The organism is Micromonospora sp. NPDC047756 (assembly GCF_055587245.1).
In genome coordinates, this window is the sequence record NZ_JBVJGQ010000001.1 from 125,625 (window position 1) to 144,939 (window position 19,315).

The 19,315-nt window shown below is 73.3% G+C and carries 17 protein-coding genes; 9 read left to right on the forward strand and 8 right to left on the reverse strand.

Translation table 11 applies throughout. The features are described 5' to 3' along the window. The first annotated feature begins 11 nt into the window (after positions 1-11). From ACZ6NZ_RS00590 to ACZ6NZ_RS00605, 4 genes are all read left to right on the forward strand, one after another. On the forward strand, positions 12-1,019 hold the full coding sequence (locus tag ACZ6NZ_RS00590; RefSeq protein ID WP_465854582.1) for a cytochrome d ubiquinol oxidase subunit II: 1,008 nt from the start codon (positions 12-14) through the stop codon (positions 1,017-1,019). Further along, positions 1,016-2,692: a thiol reductant ABC exporter subunit CydD gene (gene cydD / locus ACZ6NZ_RS00595; RefSeq protein ID WP_465854584.1), complete on the forward strand. Its 1,677-nt coding sequence runs from the start codon at positions 1,016-1,018 to the stop codon at positions 2,690-2,692. Before ACZ6NZ_RS00590 ends, cydD begins: the two co-directional genes overlap by 4 nt. After that, positions 2,689-4,518, forward strand: a complete 1,830-nt coding sequence (gene cydC / locus ACZ6NZ_RS00600; protein WP_465854586.1) for a thiol reductant ABC exporter subunit CydC — start codon at positions 2,689-2,691, stop codon at positions 4,516-4,518. The genes cydD and cydC overlap by 4 nt, the downstream gene beginning before the upstream one ends. Positions 4,519-4,586: 68 nt before the next feature. Then, the gene (locus tag ACZ6NZ_RS00605; RefSeq protein WP_465854588.1) at positions 4,587-5,261 is read left to right on the forward strand and encodes a permease prefix domain 1-containing protein; all 675 of its coding nucleotides are present in this window, start codon (positions 4,587-4,589) and stop codon (positions 5,259-5,261) included. Positions 5,262-5,313: 52 nt separating this feature from the next. Here ACZ6NZ_RS00605 and ACZ6NZ_RS00610 read toward each other — a convergent pair whose 3' ends face one another. Then, a complete protein-coding gene (locus tag ACZ6NZ_RS00610; protein WP_366612698.1) occupies positions 5,314-5,652 on the reverse strand; it encodes a PadR family transcriptional regulator in 339 nt (112 codons plus the stop codon). Between the two features lie 160 nt (positions 5,653-5,812). Between ACZ6NZ_RS00610 and ACZ6NZ_RS00615 the strand changes: the two genes are divergently transcribed. Both ACZ6NZ_RS00615 and ACZ6NZ_RS00620 read left to right on the forward strand, forming a co-directional pair. Then, the gene (locus ACZ6NZ_RS00615) at positions 5,813-6,769 is read left to right on the forward strand and encodes a DNA primase (RefSeq protein WP_465854590.1); all 957 of its coding nucleotides are present in this window, start codon (positions 5,813-5,815) and stop codon (positions 6,767-6,769) included. Between the two features lie 39 nt (positions 6,770-6,808). Continuing rightward, positions 6,809-9,250, forward strand: coding sequence for a transposase (locus ACZ6NZ_RS00620; protein WP_465855880.1), 2,442 nt, complete (start codon positions 6,809-6,811; stop codon positions 9,248-9,250). A 279-nt stretch (positions 9,251-9,529) separates the two neighbouring features. On the opposite strand, the gene ACZ6NZ_RS00625 is transcribed toward ACZ6NZ_RS00620, so the two are convergent. The 4 genes from ACZ6NZ_RS00625 to ACZ6NZ_RS00640 all read right to left on the reverse strand — a co-directional run bounded on the left by ACZ6NZ_RS00625 (position 9,530) and on the right by ACZ6NZ_RS00640 (position 14,694). Next, complete coding sequence (locus ACZ6NZ_RS00625) at positions 9,530-10,123, reverse strand: GTP-binding protein (protein WP_139581860.1); 594 nt, start codon at positions 10,121-10,123, stop codon at positions 9,530-9,532. Position 10,124: 1 nt separating this feature from the next. Further along, positions 10,125-10,502: a DUF742 domain-containing protein gene (locus tag ACZ6NZ_RS00630; RefSeq protein WP_030329021.1), complete on the reverse strand. Its 378-nt coding sequence runs from the start codon at positions 10,500-10,502 to the stop codon at positions 10,125-10,127. A gap of 98 nt (positions 10,503-10,600) precedes the next feature. Beyond that, positions 10,601-11,005 carry a roadblock/LC7 domain-containing protein gene (locus ACZ6NZ_RS00635; protein WP_030329023.1) on the reverse strand — a complete coding sequence of 135 codons (405 nt, stop codon included), beginning with the start codon at positions 11,003-11,005 and terminating at the stop codon, positions 10,601-10,603. Further along, positions 11,002-14,694, reverse strand: coding sequence for a sensor histidine kinase (locus ACZ6NZ_RS00640; protein WP_465854593.1), 3,693 nt, complete (start codon positions 14,692-14,694; stop codon positions 11,002-11,004). The genes ACZ6NZ_RS00635 and ACZ6NZ_RS00640 overlap by 4 nt, the downstream gene beginning before the upstream one ends. 502 nt (positions 14,695-15,196) lie before the next feature. Here ACZ6NZ_RS00640 and ACZ6NZ_RS00645 point away from each other — a divergent pair. Then, positions 15,197-15,490 (forward strand): hypothetical protein, encoded by a 294-nt coding sequence (locus ACZ6NZ_RS00645; RefSeq protein ID WP_238690831.1) that lies wholly within the window; start codon positions 15,197-15,199, stop codon positions 15,488-15,490. Between the two features lie 2 nt (positions 15,491-15,492). Here the strand turns inward: ACZ6NZ_RS00645 and ACZ6NZ_RS00650 are convergent, their stop codons facing one another. Further along, complete coding sequence (locus ACZ6NZ_RS00650; protein WP_366605213.1) at positions 15,493-16,566, reverse strand: adenosine deaminase; 1,074 nt, start codon at positions 16,564-16,566, stop codon at positions 15,493-15,495. Positions 16,567-16,617: 51 nt separating this feature from the next. Continuing rightward, positions 16,618-17,076 carry a PPOX class F420-dependent oxidoreductase gene (locus ACZ6NZ_RS00655; RefSeq protein ID WP_465854596.1) on the reverse strand — a complete coding sequence of 153 codons (459 nt, stop codon included), beginning with the start codon at positions 17,074-17,076 and terminating at the stop codon, positions 16,618-16,620. 57 nt (positions 17,077-17,133) lie between these two features. On the opposite strand from ACZ6NZ_RS00655, the gene ACZ6NZ_RS00660 reads away from it, so the two are divergent. Further along, positions 17,134-17,622, forward strand: a complete 489-nt coding sequence (locus ACZ6NZ_RS00660; protein ID WP_465854598.1) for a MarR family winged helix-turn-helix transcriptional regulator — start codon at positions 17,134-17,136, stop codon at positions 17,620-17,622. A 1-nt stretch (position 17,623) separates the two neighbouring features. Then, positions 17,624-18,523 carry a putative RNA methyltransferase gene (locus ACZ6NZ_RS00665; RefSeq protein WP_465854600.1) on the forward strand — a complete coding sequence of 300 codons (900 nt, stop codon included), beginning with the start codon at positions 17,624-17,626 and terminating at the stop codon, positions 18,521-18,523. 2 nt (positions 18,524-18,525) lie between these two features. On the opposite strand, the gene ACZ6NZ_RS00670 is transcribed toward ACZ6NZ_RS00665, so the two are convergent. Beyond that, entirely contained in the window at positions 18,526-19,206 is a 681-nt protein-coding gene (locus tag ACZ6NZ_RS00670; protein WP_366605221.1) for a DUF4272 domain-containing protein, read from the reverse strand. Positions 19,207-19,315 lie beyond the last annotated feature (109 nt).

Here is a 19,315-nt window from a genome sequence, read left to right on the forward strand (position 1 = left end):
AGGAGAAGACAGTGGACCTCGCCTGGTACGCCCTGCTCGGCTTCTTCTTCGCCAGCTACCTGGTGCTCGCCGGCTACGACTACGGCGTCGGGCTGCTGCTCGCCCGCGGTGTCGGTCCGGCCGGGCGCCGGGAGGCGCTCACCGCGCTCGGCCCCTTCTTCCTCGGCAACGAGGTCTGGCTGGTGGCGGCCATGGGCATTCTGTTCGGCGCGTTCCCCCTCCTGGAGGGCGAGCTGCTGGCCGGCTGCTATCCGGCCGTCGCGGGCGCCCTGGTCGGCGTCATCCTGGTCACCGTCGGGGTGCAGTTGCGCAGCCGGCCCGGTGACGAGCGGGTCCGCGCCCGTTGGGACCGCGTGGTGGTGATCGGCAGCGCCCTCGCCGCGCTGGGTTGGGGTGTGCTGCTGGCCGCCCTGTTGCAGGGCGTACCCCTGAAGGCCGACGGGCACGTCGCCGGGGTGACACACCTGGCCACCCCGTTCGCGGCCGCCGCCGGTCTGGCCATGGTCACCCTGGTCGCGGTGCACGGGGCGACCTTCCTCACCCTGCGACTGTCGGCGGAGGCCGCCGCCGTGGTCGGCCGTACGGCCCGCCGGCTGGTGCCGGTGGCGCTCACCGCGGTCGCCCTGGCCACCGTCGTGGGCCTGCTCTCCGCCCGGGTACGTGACGCAGTGCAGCGGCCGGCGGTGGCCGTACTCCTGCCCGTGCTGCTCGTGGCGGCGTTGCTGGCGGCCCGCGCGGCGCTGGCCCGGCGGCGGCCGGGGTGGGCTCTGGTCGCCACCGGCACGGCCCTGGCGCTGCCGGTGCTGCTGGTCGGAGCAGCTCTCTGGCCCTACGTGCTGGTGTCCACGATCGATCCGGACGCCTCGCTGCTGGTGGCTGACGCGGCCGCCAGCGCGCCGACTCTGCGGCTGCTGGGCTGGGTGGCGCTGCCGCTACTTCCGGCCCTACTAGGCTTCCAGGCGATGTGCTGGTGGGTTTTTCGAGGACGGACCGACGGTAGGGCACCGGTGTACTGGTGAGACGCCGTCCGTTCGACCCGCGTCTGCTGCGCCGGGTCCCTGCGGCCCGGGGCGATCTTGCCGTGCTCGCGCTCCTGGGGGTGCTGGCCGCCGGGTTGATCGTGGCGCAGGCCACCGCGCTCGCGTCGCTGCTGGCCACCGCGATCGACGGTCGACTGGATCGACCGGCGCTGGCCGGCTTCGTGGTCGCGGTCGCCGCCCGCTCGGCCCTGGTCTGGGCGCAGGGCACGGTTTCGGCCCGGGTCGCCGCCACGGTCAAGGCCACGCTGCGGGCCGACCTGCTCGGCGCGGTGGGCCGGCACGGGCCCGGCTGGGTGGCCGGGCAGCGGGCCGGTGAGATCGCCACCCTGGCCGGGCGTGGGTTGGACGCGCTGGACGCGTACTTCACCGGGTACCTGCCGCAACTGGTGCTCAGCGTGACGGTGCCCCTCGCGGTGCTGGCCCGGGTCGTCTTCGCCGACTGGAGTTCGGCGGTGATCATCGCGCTGACCCTGCCGCTGATCCCGGTCTTCGGCGCGCTGCTCGGCTGGCAGGCGCAGGCCGCCACCGAGCGGCAGTGGCGGCGCCTCGCGCTGCTCGGCGGGCACTTCCTGGACATGGTCGCCGGGCTGCCCACGCTGCGCGCGTTCGGGCGGGCCCGGGCGCAGACCGACGTGGTGCGCCGGATGGCCGACGGGCACCGCGTCGCCACCATGAAGACACTGCGGATCGCGTTCCTCTCCGCGCTGGTCCTCGAACTGGTCGCCACCCTCTCGGTGGCGCTGGTCGCGGTGCCGGTCGGCATCCGGTTGCTCGGCGGCGGGCTGGCCCTGCAGACCGCGCTGCTGGTGCTGCTCCTGACCCCGGAGGCGTACCTGCCGCTGCGGGCCGCCGGCAGCCGCTTCCACGCCAGCATGGAGGGGCTGGCCGCGCTGGACGAGGCGTTGACCGTCTCCGCCGCACCTACCGCGCCCCGGGCCGCCGAGGGCGCCTCCGTGCCGGACGCGCGGGCCGAGATCCGGTTCGAGGGGGTGACGGTGGCGTACGAGCGGACCACGGCGCTGCGCGACGTGACCCTGACCATCCGACCCGGCGAGCGGATCGCCATCATCGGGCCCAGCGGCGCCGGCAAGAGCACCCTGCTCGGCCTGCTGCTGGGTTTCGTGGCACCGACCAGCGGCCGGATCACCGTGGACGGGGTCGACCTCGCCACCGCCGACCCGGACGCCTGGCGTCGGCAGCTCGCCTGGGTGCCGCAGCGGGCGCACCTCTTCGCCGCCTCGCTGGCCGACAACATCCGCCTCGGCGCGCCGGACACCCCGGCCGACGTGCTCACCACCGCGGTGCACGACGCCGCCCTGGACGACGTGGTGGCCGGTCTGCCCGACGGTCTGGACACCCTGCTCGGCGAACGCGGTCACGGGCTGTCCAGTGGTCAGCGGCAGCGGGTGGCACTGGCCCGGGCGTTCCTGCGCTCCGTCCCGGTGGTGCTGCTCGACGAACCCACCGCCCGACTCGACACGGCGGCCGAGGCGGTGGTGCTCGACGCCACCCGTCGCCTGGTCGCCGGGCGGACGGCGCTGCTCGTCGCACACCGTCCCGCGTTGCTGGCCGACGCCGACCGGATCCTGCGCGTCGAGGACGGCCGGGTCACCGAGTTGACGCCCGAGCCGACCGGAAGGGCCACTCGATGAACGCGGCACCCGTGCCGGGCCCGGCAGACGGGGTCACCGACCCGGCGCCGCCTGGGCGGGCCGCCACCGACGCCGCACCGCGCGGGCGGGCCGCCGCCGAGCGGACGGTGCTGCGACTGGCCCGGCCGTACCTGGGCCGCCTGGTCGGCGCGGGGCTGCTGGCGGCCGCCACCGAGTTCGCCGGCCTGGCCCTGATGGCCACCGCCACCTGGCTGCTGATGAGCGCCGCCGGTCAGCCTCCGCTGGACCGCCTCACCGTGGCGATCGTCGCGGTCCGGGCGCTGGCGATCAGCCGTGGCGTGTTCCGCTACACCGAACGACTCGCCGGGCACGACGCGGTGCTCCGCATGATCACCGACGTCCGGGCCCGGGTCTTCGCCACCCTGGCGGCCCGCCGTGGCACGGCGCACCGCTCGGGGGACGTGCTGAGCCGCCTGGTCTCCGACGTGGAGGCCGTCCAGGACCTGCTGCTGCGGGTGCTGGTGCCCGCCTCGGCGGCGGCCCTGGTCGGTGTGTCGGCGGTCGCCGTGGCGGCGCTGATCTCACCACCGGCCGCCGGGGCGCTCGCCGTCGGGCTGCTGGTCGCCGGGGTGGCGCTGCCCGCGTTGGCCACCGCGGTCACCCGCCGCAGCGCGGCCGAGGTGGCCCCCCTGCGGGGCGCGCTGGCCACCGATGCGATCGACCTCACCCACGGTGCCGCCGACCTGGCCGCGTTCGGGGCGACCGACGTCGCGTTGCGCGCCGCCGAGCAGCGCGCCCACCGGCTGGCCCGGCTGGAACGTCGGCTGGCCGCCACCGGGTTCGCCGTGGACGCGGCCGGCGTGCTGGTCGCCGGCGTGACCGCCGCGGCGGTGGTGCTGGTCGCGCTCGCCGCCGACGTGCGGGGGGTGCTGGTGGGCGTCCTGGCCGTCGGCACCCTGGCCGCCGTCGAGGTGACGCTGGCGTTGGTGGCGGCGGCCCGGCAGTGGACGCAACTGCGGCCCGGCCTGACCCGGGTGGCGGACCTGCTCGACGCCGACCCGCCGACCGCTCCGACGGCGACCGGCGCGACGGACCTGACCGGCCCGCACGACCTGCGCTTCGTCGACGTGACAGTGCGGTACCGGGCCGGTGGGGCGCCCGCCCTGGACAGGGTCAGCCTGGACCTGCCGGCCGGACGCCGGATCGCGGTCGTCGGCCCGAGCGGCGCCGGCAAGAGCACACTGGCCGCCGTGCTGACCGGCGCCGTCCGGCCCGCGTCCGGCCGGGTCACCCTGAACGGTCAAGATCTTTCGGCGTACGCCGAGGAAGCGCTGCCGCGCGCTGTCGGCGGGCTGCTGGCCGAGGCGTACGTCTTTCATGCCACGGTGCGGGAGAACCTGCTGCTCGGGCGGGCCGCAGCGGGCGAGGAGGAGCTGACCGCTGCCACCGCCGCCGCTGGCCTGCTGGACTGGGTCCGCGCCCAGCCGGCGGGCTGGGACACGCTGGTCGGCGAGGAGGGCGGGCAGCTCTCCGGCGGGCAGCGGCAGCGGCTGGCGCTCGCCCGGGCACTGCTCGCCGCGCCGCCGGTGCTGGTGCTCGACGAGCCCACCGAAGGTCTGGACCCGGCCGCCGCGGACGCGGTGCTCGCGTCCGCCCTCGCCGCCAGCCCCGCCGGGCACTCGGTGCTGCTGATCAGCCACCGGCTCAGCGGGCTGGCCGAGCTGGACGAGATAGTGGTCCTGGACGGCGGTCGGGTGATCCAGCGCGGTCGGCACGCCGAGTTGGTGGCGGCCCCGGGCTGGTACCGGGACCAGTGGCTGCTCCAGGCCGCGGCCGAACGGGGTTACCTGGCGCTCGCCCCCTGACCCGCCTCCGGGGCGGACCAGGGTTCTCCCCGACGTCGACCGGCCGGAGTCCGTGGCAGGGTGGTGCCATGTTGCGCGGTGAGGACGTGATGGTCGACGAGCACCTGCGGGAGCTGGCCGCCCGGTTGCAGGGGCCGGCGCGACTCAAGTCCGACCTGCTGACCGAGGCCCGGCACGGGTTGCTGGACGCCGTCGAGGCGTACCGCGAGAGCGGGGTGCCACCCACCGAGGCGCAGCGCCGGGCGGTGGCCGAGTTCGGCTCCCCGGCGCAGGTGCTCCCGTCCTGGCAGGCCGAGCTGGCGGTGGGCGCCCTGCGTGGCCTCTCCCTGCGGATGCTGGCGATCGCCGGGGTGGGGGTGGCCGCCGGTGATCTGACCTGGCGGGGGTCGAGCTGGAGTGGTGGCCCTCGCCCGCCAGCCGGTTATCTGCTGCTCTCCAACTCGGTCGACTGGATCTGGTTGAGCGCGCTGGTGCTCTCGGCGGCCGGCCTGCTGGTGGTCTGGGCGAGCGCGCGGGCGCCCCGGCCGGGCCTGGCTCTGGCCCAGCGTGCCGTGGGCACCGGCCTGACCGGTGTCCTGATCCTCGGCGTAGTGGCCGGCAGCGCCCTGTTCACCTGGTCGCTCAACCTCTGGGACGCGGCGTTGCACTGGCCCCCGATGATCATCGGGGTGTTCTTGGTGGGCGGCGCCTACTTCTCACTCACCCGCGCGGCGCGGGGCTGGCTGCTGGCCACCACCCGCTGACCACCGGCCGGCGGGAGCGGGCCCGGCCGGAGTGGGCGTCAGCCGGGTCGCGTCAGGCCCGGGTGGGTGGGGTGCCGGGATCGAGGAACCGGCCGACTGTCAGTTGGAACTCACGCCAACCGGCCCGTTCCCCGGCCAGCGCCCGCCGGCCGGAGTCGGTGAGTTGGTACGTCCGCCGTTCCCGGCCGCTGACAGTGCTCCAGGTGCTCGCCACGTGACCGGCGCGTTCCAGGCGACGCAGCGCCGGATAGATGGTGCCGGTGGGCAGATCCAGACTGCCGTCACTGCGGGCGCGCAACGCCTCGATGATCGCGTAGCCGTGCAGCGCGCCCTGTTCGAGCACGGCGAGCAGCAGAGCATCGAGATGGCCGTGCAGCGCCTGGGCCTTCATGCGTAGCTACGCTACTTGTCGAACCGTCACTTCGCCAGCGACGACGACCAGCAGGTCGAACCCGTGCGCCGACCGGCGACCGGGGTGCGGGCATCGGTCACCCCGGGCCGCCGACTAGGGTATGTGCCCAGAGTCACTCGCCGGTCAGAGACCCCGGTGGGTGGGCAACCCGAAGCACACGGAGGTCAGCGTGGCCCGCCAGTCGCCCCAACGGCCCGACGCCGACGAGCCCGAGCTCGACGACACCACCGGCGCGGCCGAGCCAGACGAGGTCGAGACCGACCGCCCGTCGGCGTCGATCGACCGCTCACTCTGGGACGAGCTGCGCATCGACCCAGTGGAGATCGCCCTGCCCGCCGGTACCGGCTTCACGCTCCGGGCGTACCGACCGGCCAGCTCGCTGACTCCGACCGACGTGACCGAGCGCGACCAGGACGACCCGTTCCTCGCCCGCCGTCAGGCGATCGAAGAGGAGGACGAGGACGACGAGACCGTCGTCATCCTCGACGAGGAGCTGGCCCAGGAGTTCGCCGACGAGGACGACGAGTCGACGCGCCGCCGGGACGGCGCCGCCACCGACACCGAGACCGACGACGAGTCGGACGAGGGCGTCACGGACGAGGCGGACGACGAGGAGGTGCCGGTCTTCCTCAGCAACCAGGGCAAGCTGCTGCTGTTCAAGACCCCCGAGTCGCTTGTCAGTTTCATCCGATCCGGTGCGCCCAACGATCTGTCCCAACTGGACAGCTGGAATGAATTGTCCGAACGGGTGGAGCCGGCAGATATCGCTCCGCTGGACGAGGACACCTACGAGCTCGACCTGGTCGTGGAGAACCTGCGCGGCGGTCACGACACGTGGGATTCGACCCTGCTGATCGAGGCAGGCGAGGCCGCGCGTGACCTCTCGTACGCATTGCGGCTGCCTGCGGTACTCGACATGCTCTCCGCCGGTTCCAGTCTCGACGACCTGGACGAGGCTCTGCGCGGCACCGCCAACGGTGGGATCGGCGCGTTCATGGCTCGGCGACGGCTGAAGAAGATCGGGGCGCAGACCGCAAGTTTGGGTTGGCGCACCATTGTCGGCAAGATCTCTGCGGTGGTGGACTGGCGCGACTGACCCGTACCGGGGAGCATCAGTTGCTGGCAGAGGAAAGACCTGTCCCGGGAGGAGGACGACGCCGTGGCGCTCGTGCGCGTTTACTGCGGTCTGGCCTCGGCGGATCCGGCTGACCGACCGGCCTCCGCCGGTTCGACGCTGACGTCCGCTGTGGTCGACGACGCAGGCCGTCTGCTGCATGTCTGCGAGATCAGCGATGACGCCGCTGGCTACGCCCAGCTCGTCGCGCTGCTCGTGGAGCGGTCGGGCGGGCCGAGCGGTGCGGCCATCGCCGCCGACAGCGACGACCACACGGTCACGTCGCTGCTGAGCGCGGCGGGGCGACCCCTGGCGATCGCTGACGACGACTCGGTGGACGACTTCGCCGAACGGTTCGCCGACGACGACTCCCTTGAGGAGATGCAGTCGCCTCCGGCCGAACGACGCGCGGTCGGCCTCGCCCGCGCGTTGCAGGCGGGGGCGCTCTCCGCCGTCACCCTGCCGGCGCCCCGGGACCTCGCCGGATACAAGCAGGTGCTCTCCGCGCACGCCGCGCTGGCCAGTGGCCGGCACTCCGCCGCCGTGGCGCTACGCGAGGTTCTGCGTGAGCTCTACCCGGCGGCCCTGCGCGCCTACCCCGACCCGGCCGAGCCGGTCTCTCTGGCCGTGCTGGACGCGCTGCCCGAGCCGGGAATGCTCGGCGGCACCGTGGCCCGGGGCCGCGAGGTGTCGGTCGCGGCGGATGCCATCGCCGCGCACCTCGCCGCGGACGGCGTCGCCGACGCCGAGGAGATCAACGAGGCGGTCACCGCCCTGCGGGTCGCCATCTCCGAGACACCCCGACGGGCCGCGGTCAACCGGGCGCTCACGTCCGCGGTGGCCGAGACGGTCCGTCAGGCCGTCGCCTCCGTACGGGCCTGCGACGCCGGGTGTGAGGCGTTGGTCAGCGCGCTCAGCTCGCGGGTCAGCACGCCGGCCCAGGCACCCGGCCGCCGGGCCGCCGCCCGCCGCGGCGAGTCCGTCGGCGAGTTGACCGGTCTGGCCGGCACCACCGGGTTGACCGGCCTCGCCGGCACCAACGCCGGGTTGCGGTCGGTCCGGTCCGCTCCGCCCGCCGCCGACCCGGCGCCCGCTGTCGGGCGTCGCAGCCGTCCCGAGCCGGTCCCCGGCAACGCGCCGTTGGCGTCGCCCCGCCCGCTCGGGCCGCCGCCGGTCGCACCCGCGCCGGTCACGCCGCCGCCGGTCGCACCCGCGCCGATGACTCCGGCGGCGATGGCTGGTCCGCCGCCGTCCACGCTGCCCAGTCGCAGCGAGCCGCTTCCGAGCCGGATCGACGGCCCGACCAACCGGCCCGTCTCCGCACCGCCGCCTCCGCCGCCCGGGATCACCCCGATCGCGCCGGCGCAGCGGGGCATGGTGCCGCCGGCCGAGGCCGGTGAGCCGTTCCGGCCGACGCTGACCACCGCGGCCATCAACAGCGCGCGGGCCGAGCGGCAGCGCACGGTCATTCCGCCCCGCCCCAAGACCAACGGGGAGCCTCGGCCGAGCCACCTGCAACGCCCGGTCGACGAGCCACCTACCGGCGGGTTCAGCGCCACCGACCTCAGCATTCCGGTGCCGACGCCCCGACCGGGGCAGGAGACCGCAGCGCCCGGCTCCCGTGCGAACTGGCCGCTGGTCAACAACCCGGAGGACCCGTCCGACAGCTCACCGAACAACCCGGTGGCCTACTCGTACGGCGGCAGCCGCGGTGTCGACGCCCCGACCGACCCGGGTCGGGCCGACGGTCGGGTCACCCCGCCGTGGTTGGCGGACGACCTGCCGCCGGAGCCGCCGATGTTGCGGCTGGTGGAGCCGCCGCCGCTGGCCGACCGGGCGCTGCGCGAGGGGCTCAATCCTCCCGCGGACCAGCACCTGGAGACGCCGCCGTTGCGCCTGGTCGACCGCGAGCAGGCCGCTCGCAACGGTCGGGCGGCCGCTCGCACCGAGCGCGCGGTCGAGCACCGGCCGCCGCCTCCGGTCGAGCACCGGCCCCCGCCCATGGAGCACCGGCCGCCGCCGGTCGCCGACGAGGGCGACGGCGATCTGCTGATCTTCGCGCAGGCCAAGTCGGCCTGGTTCGTCGGGCAGGCCGAGGAGTCCGACCTGGACTGGTCGACCACCGCCGACACCGGCTGGCAGGCCGCGGAGCAGGCTGCCCGCCCGGCGGTGGGTGCCGAGACCAACGCCGGGCTGCCGAAGCGCGTGCCGCAGGCCAACCTGGTGCCGGGTTCGCCGCTGCGCGAGGAGCGCCCTTTGCGCATAGTGCGTGATGCGGCAAGCCTCGCGGAGAACACGACCGGCTACTTCCGTGGCTGGCGTCGCGGCCAGGAGATCGGCGGTTTCGCAGTGGGCGGTCGGCCCGGTCGCGAGGCGGCCGGCGGTTGGGACTTCAGCCGCGACCACGGCGACCGCGACGACGACCGGGAGTACGAGTACCGCTCGGCGGGCTACCAGTCCTGACCTGACCCTTCACCCACGCGCGAAACGCCCCCAGCCGGCCGCTGGGGGCGTTTCCGTGTCAGCAGGACGATCCCCTCGGGCACGCAGAAGCCGCCTCGCGAGGACCGTGGGTGGCCTGCCGCCCCAGGAGAGGGGCCGGCGGCTTCCAGGATCGTCAGGAGGCGGCTCGGCGGCGCGCTGGCTCGTCCGAGCGACGAGCCAGCGCGGCGACACTCACCGGGGCGGCTGGCAGCGCCCGACGGCGGCCGGAGCCACCACCGGGGCGTGCGGCGTCCCGGATCAGGCCGGGGCGACGGCGCGCGTACGGCGCATCGTCAGCACGTACTCGACCAGCGAGATCAGCACGTGCTTCGTCGACTCCCGGTTACGGGCGTCACACGCCACCACCGGCACGTCGCTCGAGATCGCCAAGGCGTCCCGGACGTCCTGCGGGTCGTGGTACTGCATCCCGTCGAAGCAGTTGATCGCCACCAGGTACGGCAGGCGTCGGTGCTCGAAGAAGTCGATCGCCGCGAAGCAGTCGGCCAGCCGGCGGGTGTCCACCAGCACGACCGCACCGATCGCGCCCCGCACCAGTTCGTCCCACATGAACCAGAAACGGGTCTGACCCGGCGTACCGAACAGGTACAGGATCAGGTCACGGTCGATCGAAATCCGGCCGAAGTCCATGGCCACCGTGGTCGTCGTCTTGCCCGGCACCTGCCGGGTGTCGTCGACGCCCACGCCAGCGGAGGTCATGATGGCCTCGGTGGTCAGCGGCGTAATCTCCGAGACCGAGCCGACCAGCGTCGTCTTACCGACGCCGAATCCACCGGCGATAACGATCTTCGCCGACGTCACGCGGCCGCCCGGGTTCGGCGGGCGGTGCGACATGTCAGAGCCTGCGAAGTCCACTCAGCACCCTCTCCAGCAGTTCAGTGCCCACCGCGTCGTCGGAGTCGTCCAAAATGGTCGGCTCGTGGACCGCGACCAGGCCGTCCGTCGCCATGTCGGCGATGAGCACCCGGGCCACACCGAGCGGGAGCTGCATCCGCGCCGCGATCTCCGCGAGCGACTGCACGCGACCGTCACACAGCGCGGCGATGTACTGGTGTTCGCGGCCCTGGCCGCCGTTGCCATTGGCAGCGGCCCGACCGCGCACCGTCGTCTCGACGAGCGCCTCCAGCGCGATGTCGAGCCGGGGACGGGTGCGACCACGGGTCACGGCGTATGGACGGACCAACGCTCCGGTTGGTTCGTCACGATCGGCCATCTCGCCGCTCACCTCCTTCGCACCCGTTACCGGCTCCCACCGGTGAAACCCGTCGTTGTCGTTGTTGACGTCGTGCCGACCTCACGATCGGCGAGACGTCAGCCCAGCATGCCCGCAGCCGCACGCGGCTGCGGGGTCAGCGCGTCGCCCACCCGGTCGACCAGCAGCGCCATCTCGTAGCCGACCTGACCCACGTCGGAGCTGCGGGCGGCCAGCACGGCGAAGGACGAGCCGTCGGAGATGGACATCAGGAACAGGAAGCCATTGTCCATCTCCACGACGGTCTGCAACACCGCGCCTCCCTCGAAGCAGCGTGCTGCCCCCTGGGTCAGGCTGACCAAACCCGACGAGATCGCGGCGAGCTGATCTGCCCGGTCGCGCGGCAGATCCCGTGACGACGCGAGGAGTAGGCCGTCGGCCGATACGGCGACCGCATGCGCGACGCCGGGCACCCGGTCGGCGAAGTTGGCCAGCAGCCAACCAAGATCCTGCGTAGTTGTCATCCTTCTTGCTCCTTCTGCCCGCTCCCGGCCACCGGGCCTGAGCCAGACTGCGAGGATTGCCCTCCCGGAGTCGCCTCCGGGCTGGTCGGGTTGTCCGAGGTGCTACGCCCTCGCTGCACGCCCCGGTGGTAGGCGGAGAGCAGGCCACGAACCGCCTCCGGGGAGCGCCGCTGGACCGAGGTGGTGGGCTTCTCCACCGCACCAGGTACCAGCTGCGCCATCGGCTTGCGCTTCGGCAGACCGGTCGTGGTGGTCTCGCTCACCGGCGCCGCGCCGGCCGCCGCGGAGGCAGCACGCCAGCCGTCGTCGGCGGCGGTCTGCCAGCCGTTGCTCTGCGGTTGGGGCCGGCGGTTCGGCAGGCTCTCGGCGAGGCTGGGGCGGGTGCCCTCGTTCGCTGTGGAGCCGTTGTCCCGCGGCGCTCCTCCGGCCGTCGGAGTGTCTGCCATCGGTGTGTTACCTGTCGTCCCGGGTGGTGTCTTGTGGACTGCCCGACCGGTGGCCTCGACCGCGGCGAACTGCTGGGTCGCGGAGTCGCCGTTCGTCGCCGGCTCGGCGCCGGCCGCGGTCTCCTCGGAGCCCGGGCGACGGGTACGGAACCAGGCCGACTCGAGCTCCCGGAAGATCGGCAGCTCCATCGTCTCATCCGCGTACCGCTGACGGTTCTGCGCCTGCGGCTGCTGCGGCGTCGGCCGAGTCTGCGGAGCAGCCGGAGCCGGAGCGGGGGCCGGCGCTGCCGCCGGGGTCGGCGCCGGTGCCGGAGGCTGGGCTGCGGCCGGCTGCTCGCCGGGTCGCGGCACCCTCGGCAGCTCCGTCGTCATGTCCAGCGCGGCGGCGAGCCGCTCGGGCACCGGCGGGGTGGCGGTGTCCCGGTCGCTTCCCGGCACCGGCGGCCAGGCCGGCGGCGCCGGGGCGTTGGGGGCCTGCGCGGGCGGCGCGGACCGGGGCGCGAAGCCGCTGAACGACTGGCTGGAGGCCGGCGGCGCCGAGTACGGCTGGTTCGCGTACGGCTGGCCGGACGCCGGCGAGGCCGAGACGGGCGACGCGGACACCGGCGGACCGGCGTACGGCTGCCCGGAGGCCGGAGCGGCGGACACCGGCGCGCCGCCGTACGGCGCACCCGAGTAGGGCTGCCCGGAGTACGGCTGGCCGGAGGCCGGCGAGGCGGAGACCGGGGCACCGGAGTAGGGCTGCGCGGAGACCGGCGGCGCGGAGTACGGGTGCGCCTCGGGGCTGCTCGGCAACTGACGCGGAATGGACGGCTGCTGGTCGTTGGTCGGGGTCTCGTCCCCGGCCCGACGCTGCGGCAGCGGGTCGTTGCCGTGACCGTTGGTCGGCCGGGGGGTGAACCCGTCGCCGCCGTTGACGCCGTTCGTCCCGGCCGCGCCGGTCAGGTCGGACCAGGCCGGCATCGACCGGTACGCGCCGCCGTTGGCGGGGGTGCCGGCGCCGTTGCGCGTCGCGGGGTCGAACGGGCGACCGCCCAGGGTGACCTGGTTGCCGGACTCGCTCGGGCGAGGGCCGTTGCCCAGGGCGGGCAGCGCGCCGAAGACCGGGGCGGGCCCACCGGACTGCGGGCCACCGAACTGCGGGGCACCGGACTGCGGGCCACCGAACTGCGGGGCACCGGACTGCGGGCCACCGAACTGGGGCGCACCGGCCGCCGGCAGCGCCGGAGGTTGCTGCACCCGACCGGAGAGCGCCCGGGGCACCAGCACCGAGGTGGGCAGGGTCACGTCGGCGACGGTGCCGCGGTCGTTGCCGGGTCGCAGCTCGACCCGCACCCCGTGCCGGGACGCCAGCCGGGCGACCACGACCAGGCCCATCATCCGGGACACGGCCACGTCCACCTGCGGCGGCGTCGCGAGCCGCTCGTTGAGATCGTGCAACTGCTCGGCGCTGATGCCGATGCCGCGGTCCTCGACGTACAGCGAGGAGCGGTCACCGACCCGGCGGGCCTCGACCATGACCTGCGAGTCGGGCGGGGAGAACGCGGTGGCGTTGTCGAACAGCTCCGCGACGAGGTGCACCAGGTCGTTGACCGCGTGCGCGGCGACCTCGATGTCACGGTCGATGACGCCGAACTCGATCCGGGTGTAGTGCTCGACCTCGGACTGCGCGGCGCGCAGCACGTCGATGAGAGCGGCCGGCTCACGCTGCACACGGGTGGAGTCGGCACCGGCGAGCACCAGCAGGTTCTCGTCGTTGCGGCGCATCCGGGTGGCCAGGTGGTCGAGCTGGAACAGCTCGGCCAGCCGGTCCGGGTCCTCCTCGCCGCGCTCCAACCGGTCGAGGTGACCGATGAGGCGGTCGACCAGGATCTGGGAACGACGGGCCAGGTTGACGAACATGGTCGCGACGGAGGCACGCAGCGCCGCCTGCTCGGCGGCCGTGCGGACGGCTTCCAGGTGGACGGCGTTGAACGCCTCGGTCACCTGGCCGAACTCGTCCTTGCTGCGCACCGGCAGCGGTTCGGCGATCTGGTTGGCCAGCTGCACCGGCGAGAGCTGCCCGACGACCTGCGGGTCGCGCAGACGGGCCACCGCCTGCGGCAGACCGTACTGGGCGACGGAGAGCGCACCCTGCCGCAGCTCACGCAGGGAGCGGGCCATCGAGCGGGCCACCAGGTAGGCGAAGAGGATGGCCAGCAGCAGCATGCTGAGCAGCAGGCCGGTCTCCAGGAAGACCTGGCGCTGGACGTCCGAGCGGAGCGCGTCGGCCTGGTCGACCACCTCGCTGTCGAGCTTGATCTCGACGGTGCGGATCAGCCTGGAGTTGGCCGTCATGGCGGCTTCCCACTGGTCCGGGCCGAACGGCGCACCGCGCATGTCGCCGGTGGTGTTGCCGTCGATCCAGCCGGTGTAGTTCTGTGCCTGCCGACGGTCGCCGCCCGCGACCGTCTGGTCGTGGAACTTGGCGTCGTCCGGGGTGGCGACGGCCTTGAAGCTCTGCAGGGCCTGCTGCTGGCCGGTGTCGCTGGCGATGTAGTCCCGACGCAGCGCCGAGGTCAGGCGCTGACCGCCCTTCACACCCAGCGCGCGGTGCACCACGACCCGGCGTACGGCGAGGAACTCCTTCTCCCGGGAGATCGCCGCGGCGGCGCGCATCCGGTCGCTCAGCTGGTTGTCACCGGCGAGCTGCGTGGACGAGTCGCGGATGGCCAGGAGGTCGCTGATCAGCCCCTCGTACGCCTGCACGGTCTCGGTGAGCGCGAGCTTGCCGTTGAACACCTGGCTGCGGACGCCCGCCAGGTCCTGAAGGTTCTGGTCGATGCTGTCGAGCAGACCTTCCAGGCTGCTCGGCAGGTCCTCGACCTCGGCCCGCTGCTGCCGGTAGGGGGCCGCTGCCTGGTCCACCCGGGAGTTCACCCGGTTGTAGGCCTCCTGGTACTGCGCCGTCGGCTGCGTCCCGTCGGCGGCCAGCAGCAGCACGGCGGCGGTCCGCTCGTCCTGGAGTGTGTCGACCAGGTCACCGGAATAGCTCGACAGATTCGCCAGGTCGCCAGCTCGGTTGGCATTGTTGAGCGTCTCCACGTGGTCGATGAGACCACTGGTGCCCACCACGACCGTGGCGATGGTCGGCACGATCATGATGAGACCGAGCTTGGACCAGATCGGCATGTCCCGGAGCCGGCTGGCCGGCCGGCGCAGCCGCGACAGGAAGGAGCCCGCCGTCTTTGGCCGTTTGCTCACGTCACCGCCCTCGCGATTACAGCTTGAACGCGTTGCCCCGGGCAACGCCCAGCGACCGACCCGGCGGGTCGGACCCCCGAGATTCCATCACGCCGGTCGACAAGAAGAAAGCCCAGGTTGTCCCAGACCGAAGGTGTGATGAGATGTTGATGCGATTTGATAGCAGTCTGTCTGGCCGGAGTAACTGAAGGTAATGGAACATCCGCACCGAGTTGTCCTACTGGCCGGCCCATCGGGGTCCGGAAAGTCGTACATAGCGCAGCAAACCGGCTTACCGGTGCTGTGCTTGGACGACTTCTACAAAGACGGCGATGACCCTACGTTGCCGAGACGAAACGGCCAGGTGGATTGGGAATCGCCGCACTCCTGGGACGCCCTCAGTGCGGTGGAAATCATTGCCCAACTTGCCCGTGAGGGCCGAGCCGATGTGCCGGTTTATGCGATCGGCGCAGATCGACGGGTGGCCACCCGGCCATTTGATGTCGCCGGATCGCCACTTTTCGTGGCCGAAGGGATCTTCGCCGCCGAGATCGTCGAGGAGTGCCGTCGCCGCGGCCTGCTCGCCGGGGCGTACGCGCTGCGACGCCCGCGCGGGGCCACCTTCCTCCGCCGACTCGCCCGCGACCTGTCCGAACAGCGCAAGGCGCCCCGGGTGCTTATTCGGCGCGGGGTGACGCTGCTGCGGGCCGAGCCCGCCGTGCTGCGCCGGCAGATGGGCCTCGGCGCGGAGGCGGCCCGGGCCCGGGAGGTGCTGCGCCGGGTGGCCGGACTGCTCGCCGGCCACCCGCATGGCTGAGCTCAGGCCAGCAACTTCGCGTACGCCGGCTTGATCACGTCATCGATGATCCGCAGCCGCTCGTCGAACGGGATGAAGGCGCTCTTCATCGCGTTGATGGTGAACCACTGCAACTCCTTCCAGCCGTAGCCGAACGTCTCCACCAGCAGCGACATCTCCCGCGACATCGAGGTGCCGCTCATCAACCGGTTGTCGGTGTTGACGGTGGCCCGGAAGCGCAGGTCCCGCAGCAGCCCGATCGGGTGGTCCGCGATCGAGGCCACCGCGCCGGTCTGCACGTTCGACGAGGGGCACAGCTCCAGGGGGATCCGCTTGTCCCGGACGTACGCGGCGAGCCGGCCGAGTGAGCCGTCGGGGGCGATGTCGTCGACGATCCGCACCCCGTGGCCGAGCCGGTCCGCCCCGCACCACTGGATCGCCTGCCAGATCGACGGCAGGCCGAACGCCTCGCCGGCGTGGATGGTGAAGTGGAAGTTCTCCCGTTGCAGGTACTCGAAGGCGTCCAGGTGCCGGGTGGGCGGAAAGCCCGCCTCGGCGCCGGCGATGTCGAAGCCGACCACCCCGGCATCCCGGTGCCGCACGGCCAGCTCGGCGATCTCCTGGGAACGGGCGGCGTGGCGCATCGCGGTGAGCAGGGTGCCCACCCGGATGGTGAGGCCCGCCTCCACCGCCTGGGCGGTGCCCTCGGCGAAACCGGCCAGCACCGCCTCGACGACCTCGTCCAGGCTGAGGTCCCGTTCCAGGTGCTGCTCCGGGGCGAAACGCACCTCGGCGTAGACCACGCCGTCGGCGGCCAGGTCCAGGGCGCACTCGCGGGCCACCCGACGCAACGCGGGCGCGGTCTGCATGACGGCCACGGTGTGCGCGAACGTCTCGAGGTAGCGCTCCAGGGAGCCGGAGTCCGCCGCGTCCGCGAACCAGCGTCCGAGCCCCTCCGGGTCGGTGGTGGGCAGCTCGTGGCCCACCTCGGCGGCCAGGTCGACGATCGTCGCCGGCCTCAGCCCACCGTCGAGGTGGTCGTGCAGCAGCGCCTTAGGGACCTTGACGATGTCCTCGTACCGGATAGTTGCGACCATGCTCAGACCCTAGTCAGCGGCCTGGGCGGACCGGTACGGGACCGGCCGGCGTCACGGCCGCCAGCCGTACACCCGGTGCACGTCGAGTCGGATCACCAGCCGGCCGTCGGCGACCATGGCGGCCCGGTAGTCCGCCCAGTCCGGATGGTCTCCGCGAATCCGGCGGTAGACCTCGACGAGTTCGTCGACTGTCTCGTCGGTGGTGGCCAGGGCCCGCTCGCTGAGCGTCACGGCCCCCTCCGCGACCGCGTACGCGCCGCCGTCCGGCGTGGTGACGTGAAAGCTGGCCCGGGGATCGCGGCGCAGGTTGCGGACCTTCGCCCGGTCGCCGGTGGTGGAGCAGCGCAGCAACCCCGGCTCGGCCAGGTAGTCGAGGTTGGACAACTGGGGCCGCCCGTCCCGGCGCACCGTGACGAGCACTCCGCGCCCCCGCTGGCCGAACAGCTCCCACAGCCGGTCAGCGGCGGCCGCCGCCGGCACCCCAGGCCGCTGGGGAGAATTGGTTGACATGTCATCGAAACTAGAGGCAGATCGATGACATGTCAACGAAAGAGTTAGACTCGACGGATGGACACACCCCGGTGGCTGGACGAACGGGAGGACCGCGCCTGGCGCGGCTACCGCCGGATGCGTCGACTGCTCGACCTGGAACTGGCCCGGGAGCTGACCCAGGACGCCGGCCTCTCCGAAGCCGACTACGACGTGCTGTCCGACCTCTCCGAGACACCGCAGGGGCGACTGCGCCTGCGGGAGCTGGCGGACCGGATGCTCTGGTCGCGCAGCCGGCTCTCCCACCACCTGACCCGGATGCAACAGCGCGGCCTGGTCACCCGCGAGGAGTGCGCCGATGACGCCCGGGGCTCGGTCGTCGTCCTCACCCCCGCCGGGCGGCAGGCCATCGAGTCCGCCGCCCCCGGTCACGTGGCCGCCGTCCGCCGGCACCTGATCGACCTGCTCACCCCCGCCGAGGTCGACGCCCTCGGCGCGCTCACCCACCGGGTGGTCGACGCCCTCGGCGGGCGGGCGCCCCGGCCACGGCACGAGGCGGAGGTCTGAGGTGGACTCCCGCATCCTCGACCGGCTGCGCTGCCCGGTCTGTGGCGAACCGCTCGCGCCGGCCACCGACACGAGGGCGCTGCGCTGCCCACGCCGGCACAGCTTCGACATCGCGCGCCAGGGCTACGTCAACCTGCTCACCGGTCGGGCCCCGCACGTCGGTGACACCCCCGACATGGTCGCGGCCCGCGCGGACTTCCAGGCCGCCGGGCACTACGACGTCATCTCGAGCGCCCTCGCCGCCGCTGCGACGGACGCTGTCGGCCGTCTCGCCGGAGCGCCGCTGGAATCCACGCCAGCAGCGGCACAACAGCCTGGCTTCGGGGCGTACCCCCTGGTGGTGGACGCCGGCGCCGGCACCGGCCGCTACCTCGGCGCGGTGCTGGCGGCGCTGCCGGACGCCGTGGGGCTGGCCCTGGACGTCTCCAAGCCGGCGCTGCGCCGCGCGGCCCGCGCGCACCCCCGGGCCGCCGCCGCGCTCGCCGACACCTGGCAGCGACTGCCGCTCGCGGACGCCTCGACCGCCGTGCTGCTGAACGTCTTCGCCCCGCGCAACGGCCCGGAGTTCCACCGGGTGCTACACCCGGCCGGCACGTTGCTGGTGGTCACGCCCGACACCGACCACCTCGCCGAGCTGGTGGACACCCTCGACCTGCTGCGGGTGGACCCGGACAAGGCCGACCGGGTGGCGGCCAGCCTGGGCGGGCATTTCACGCCGGTCCGCTCGGCGGTGCACCGGGCCGGGTTGGCACTGACCCGGCCCGAGGTCGCCACAGTGGTCGGCATGGGCCCCAGCGCCTGGCACACCGACGCGGCCGCGCTCACCACCCGACTGGCCGCGCTGCCCGAACCGGTCCGGGTCACGGTGGCGGTCCGGCTCGACGTCCTGCGACCTCGCTGACCTCAGGTGGAGAGGTCGACCTCTTCCCAGCCGGGCGGCTCGTCGTGGTACGGCCCGCGCAGGATCACCGCCCACTCCAACGCCCAACGCCGCTGCCCGATCGCGTTCGCGTCGACCAGGCCCGGTGCCCGCCGGCCGCCCCGCTCGGTCTCCAGGTACGCCCAGTCCAGGCAGTAGTGCAGGTCGAGCAGGGCTGCCGCGTCGGCCGGGTGCTGCGGCGCCGTGAGGATCCGGGAGCGCCAGTGTGCGAAGGTCTCCCCGTCGACGATGTGCGGCATCCGTTCGACCAGCCGCTCGTCGACGGCCAGCGTCGGGTCGAGCTGCTTGCTCAGCCCGAGCACCCAGGCCAGCGCGAAGAGCGCGTCGTGGTGCAGCACGAACGACCGGTGGTCACCCTTGCCGCCCATCACGAACTGCCACTCCGGCGGGGTGACCATGTCGACCAGGTGCGAGCCGAGCAGCCAGCTCATCGCGGCCTGCGGGGGCATCCCGAAACAGCGCGCCAGGATCAGGTGCAGCACCGCGATCCGCGCCTCGATCTCCACGGTCGGGCGCAGGTCGATCTGGTCACCCGGCTCCCAGACGAGGGGAAACTGGGCCGGCGGCAACGGCAGGCCGAGCCGGGACAGCTCGTCCAGGCTCGCCTCGCGCACCTCACGTGGGTCGGGGGCAGCAACGGTCACGGCGGATCTTCCTGTCTGCTCGCGCCGGCGCAAGGCCGGTTGTCCCCCCTTGGCCTGCGACAATAGCGCTCCCACGGGACCGGCACCATGCCCGGGCGAGGGCCGGGTC

Excerpts from the sequence above, each read along its gene's own strand:
- cydC (WP_465854586.1), top strand. The coding sequence starts at position 2,689 with ATGAACGCGGCACCCGTGCCGGGCCCGGCAGACGGGGTCACCGACCCG.
- ACZ6NZ_RS00605 (WP_465854588.1), top strand. The coding sequence starts at position 4,587 with ATGTTGCGCGGTGAGGACGTGATGGTCGACGAGCACCTGCGGGAGCTG.
- ACZ6NZ_RS00610 (WP_366612698.1), bottom strand. The coding sequence starts at position 5,652 with ATGAAGGCCCAGGCGCTGCACGGCCATCTCGATGCTCTGCTGCTCGCC.
- ACZ6NZ_RS00625 (WP_139581860.1), bottom strand. The coding sequence starts at position 10,123 with ATGTCGCACCGCCCGCCGAACCCGGGCGGCCGCGTGACGTCGGCGAAG.
- ACZ6NZ_RS00630 (WP_030329021.1), bottom strand. The coding sequence starts at position 10,502 with ATGGCCGATCGTGACGAACCAACCGGAGCGTTGGTCCGTCCATACGCC.
- ACZ6NZ_RS00635 (WP_030329023.1), bottom strand. The coding sequence starts at position 11,005 with ATGACAACTACGCAGGATCTTGGTTGGCTGCTGGCCAACTTCGCCGAC.
- ACZ6NZ_RS00650 (WP_366605213.1), bottom strand. The coding sequence starts at position 16,566 with ATGGTCGCAACTATCCGGTACGAGGACATCGTCAAGGTCCCTAAGGCG.
- ACZ6NZ_RS00655 (WP_465854596.1), bottom strand. The coding sequence starts at position 17,076 with ATGTCAACCAATTCTCCCCAGCGGCCTGGGGTGCCGGCGGCGGCCGCC.
- ACZ6NZ_RS00660 (WP_465854598.1), top strand. The coding sequence starts at position 17,134 with ATGGACACACCCCGGTGGCTGGACGAACGGGAGGACCGCGCCTGGCGC.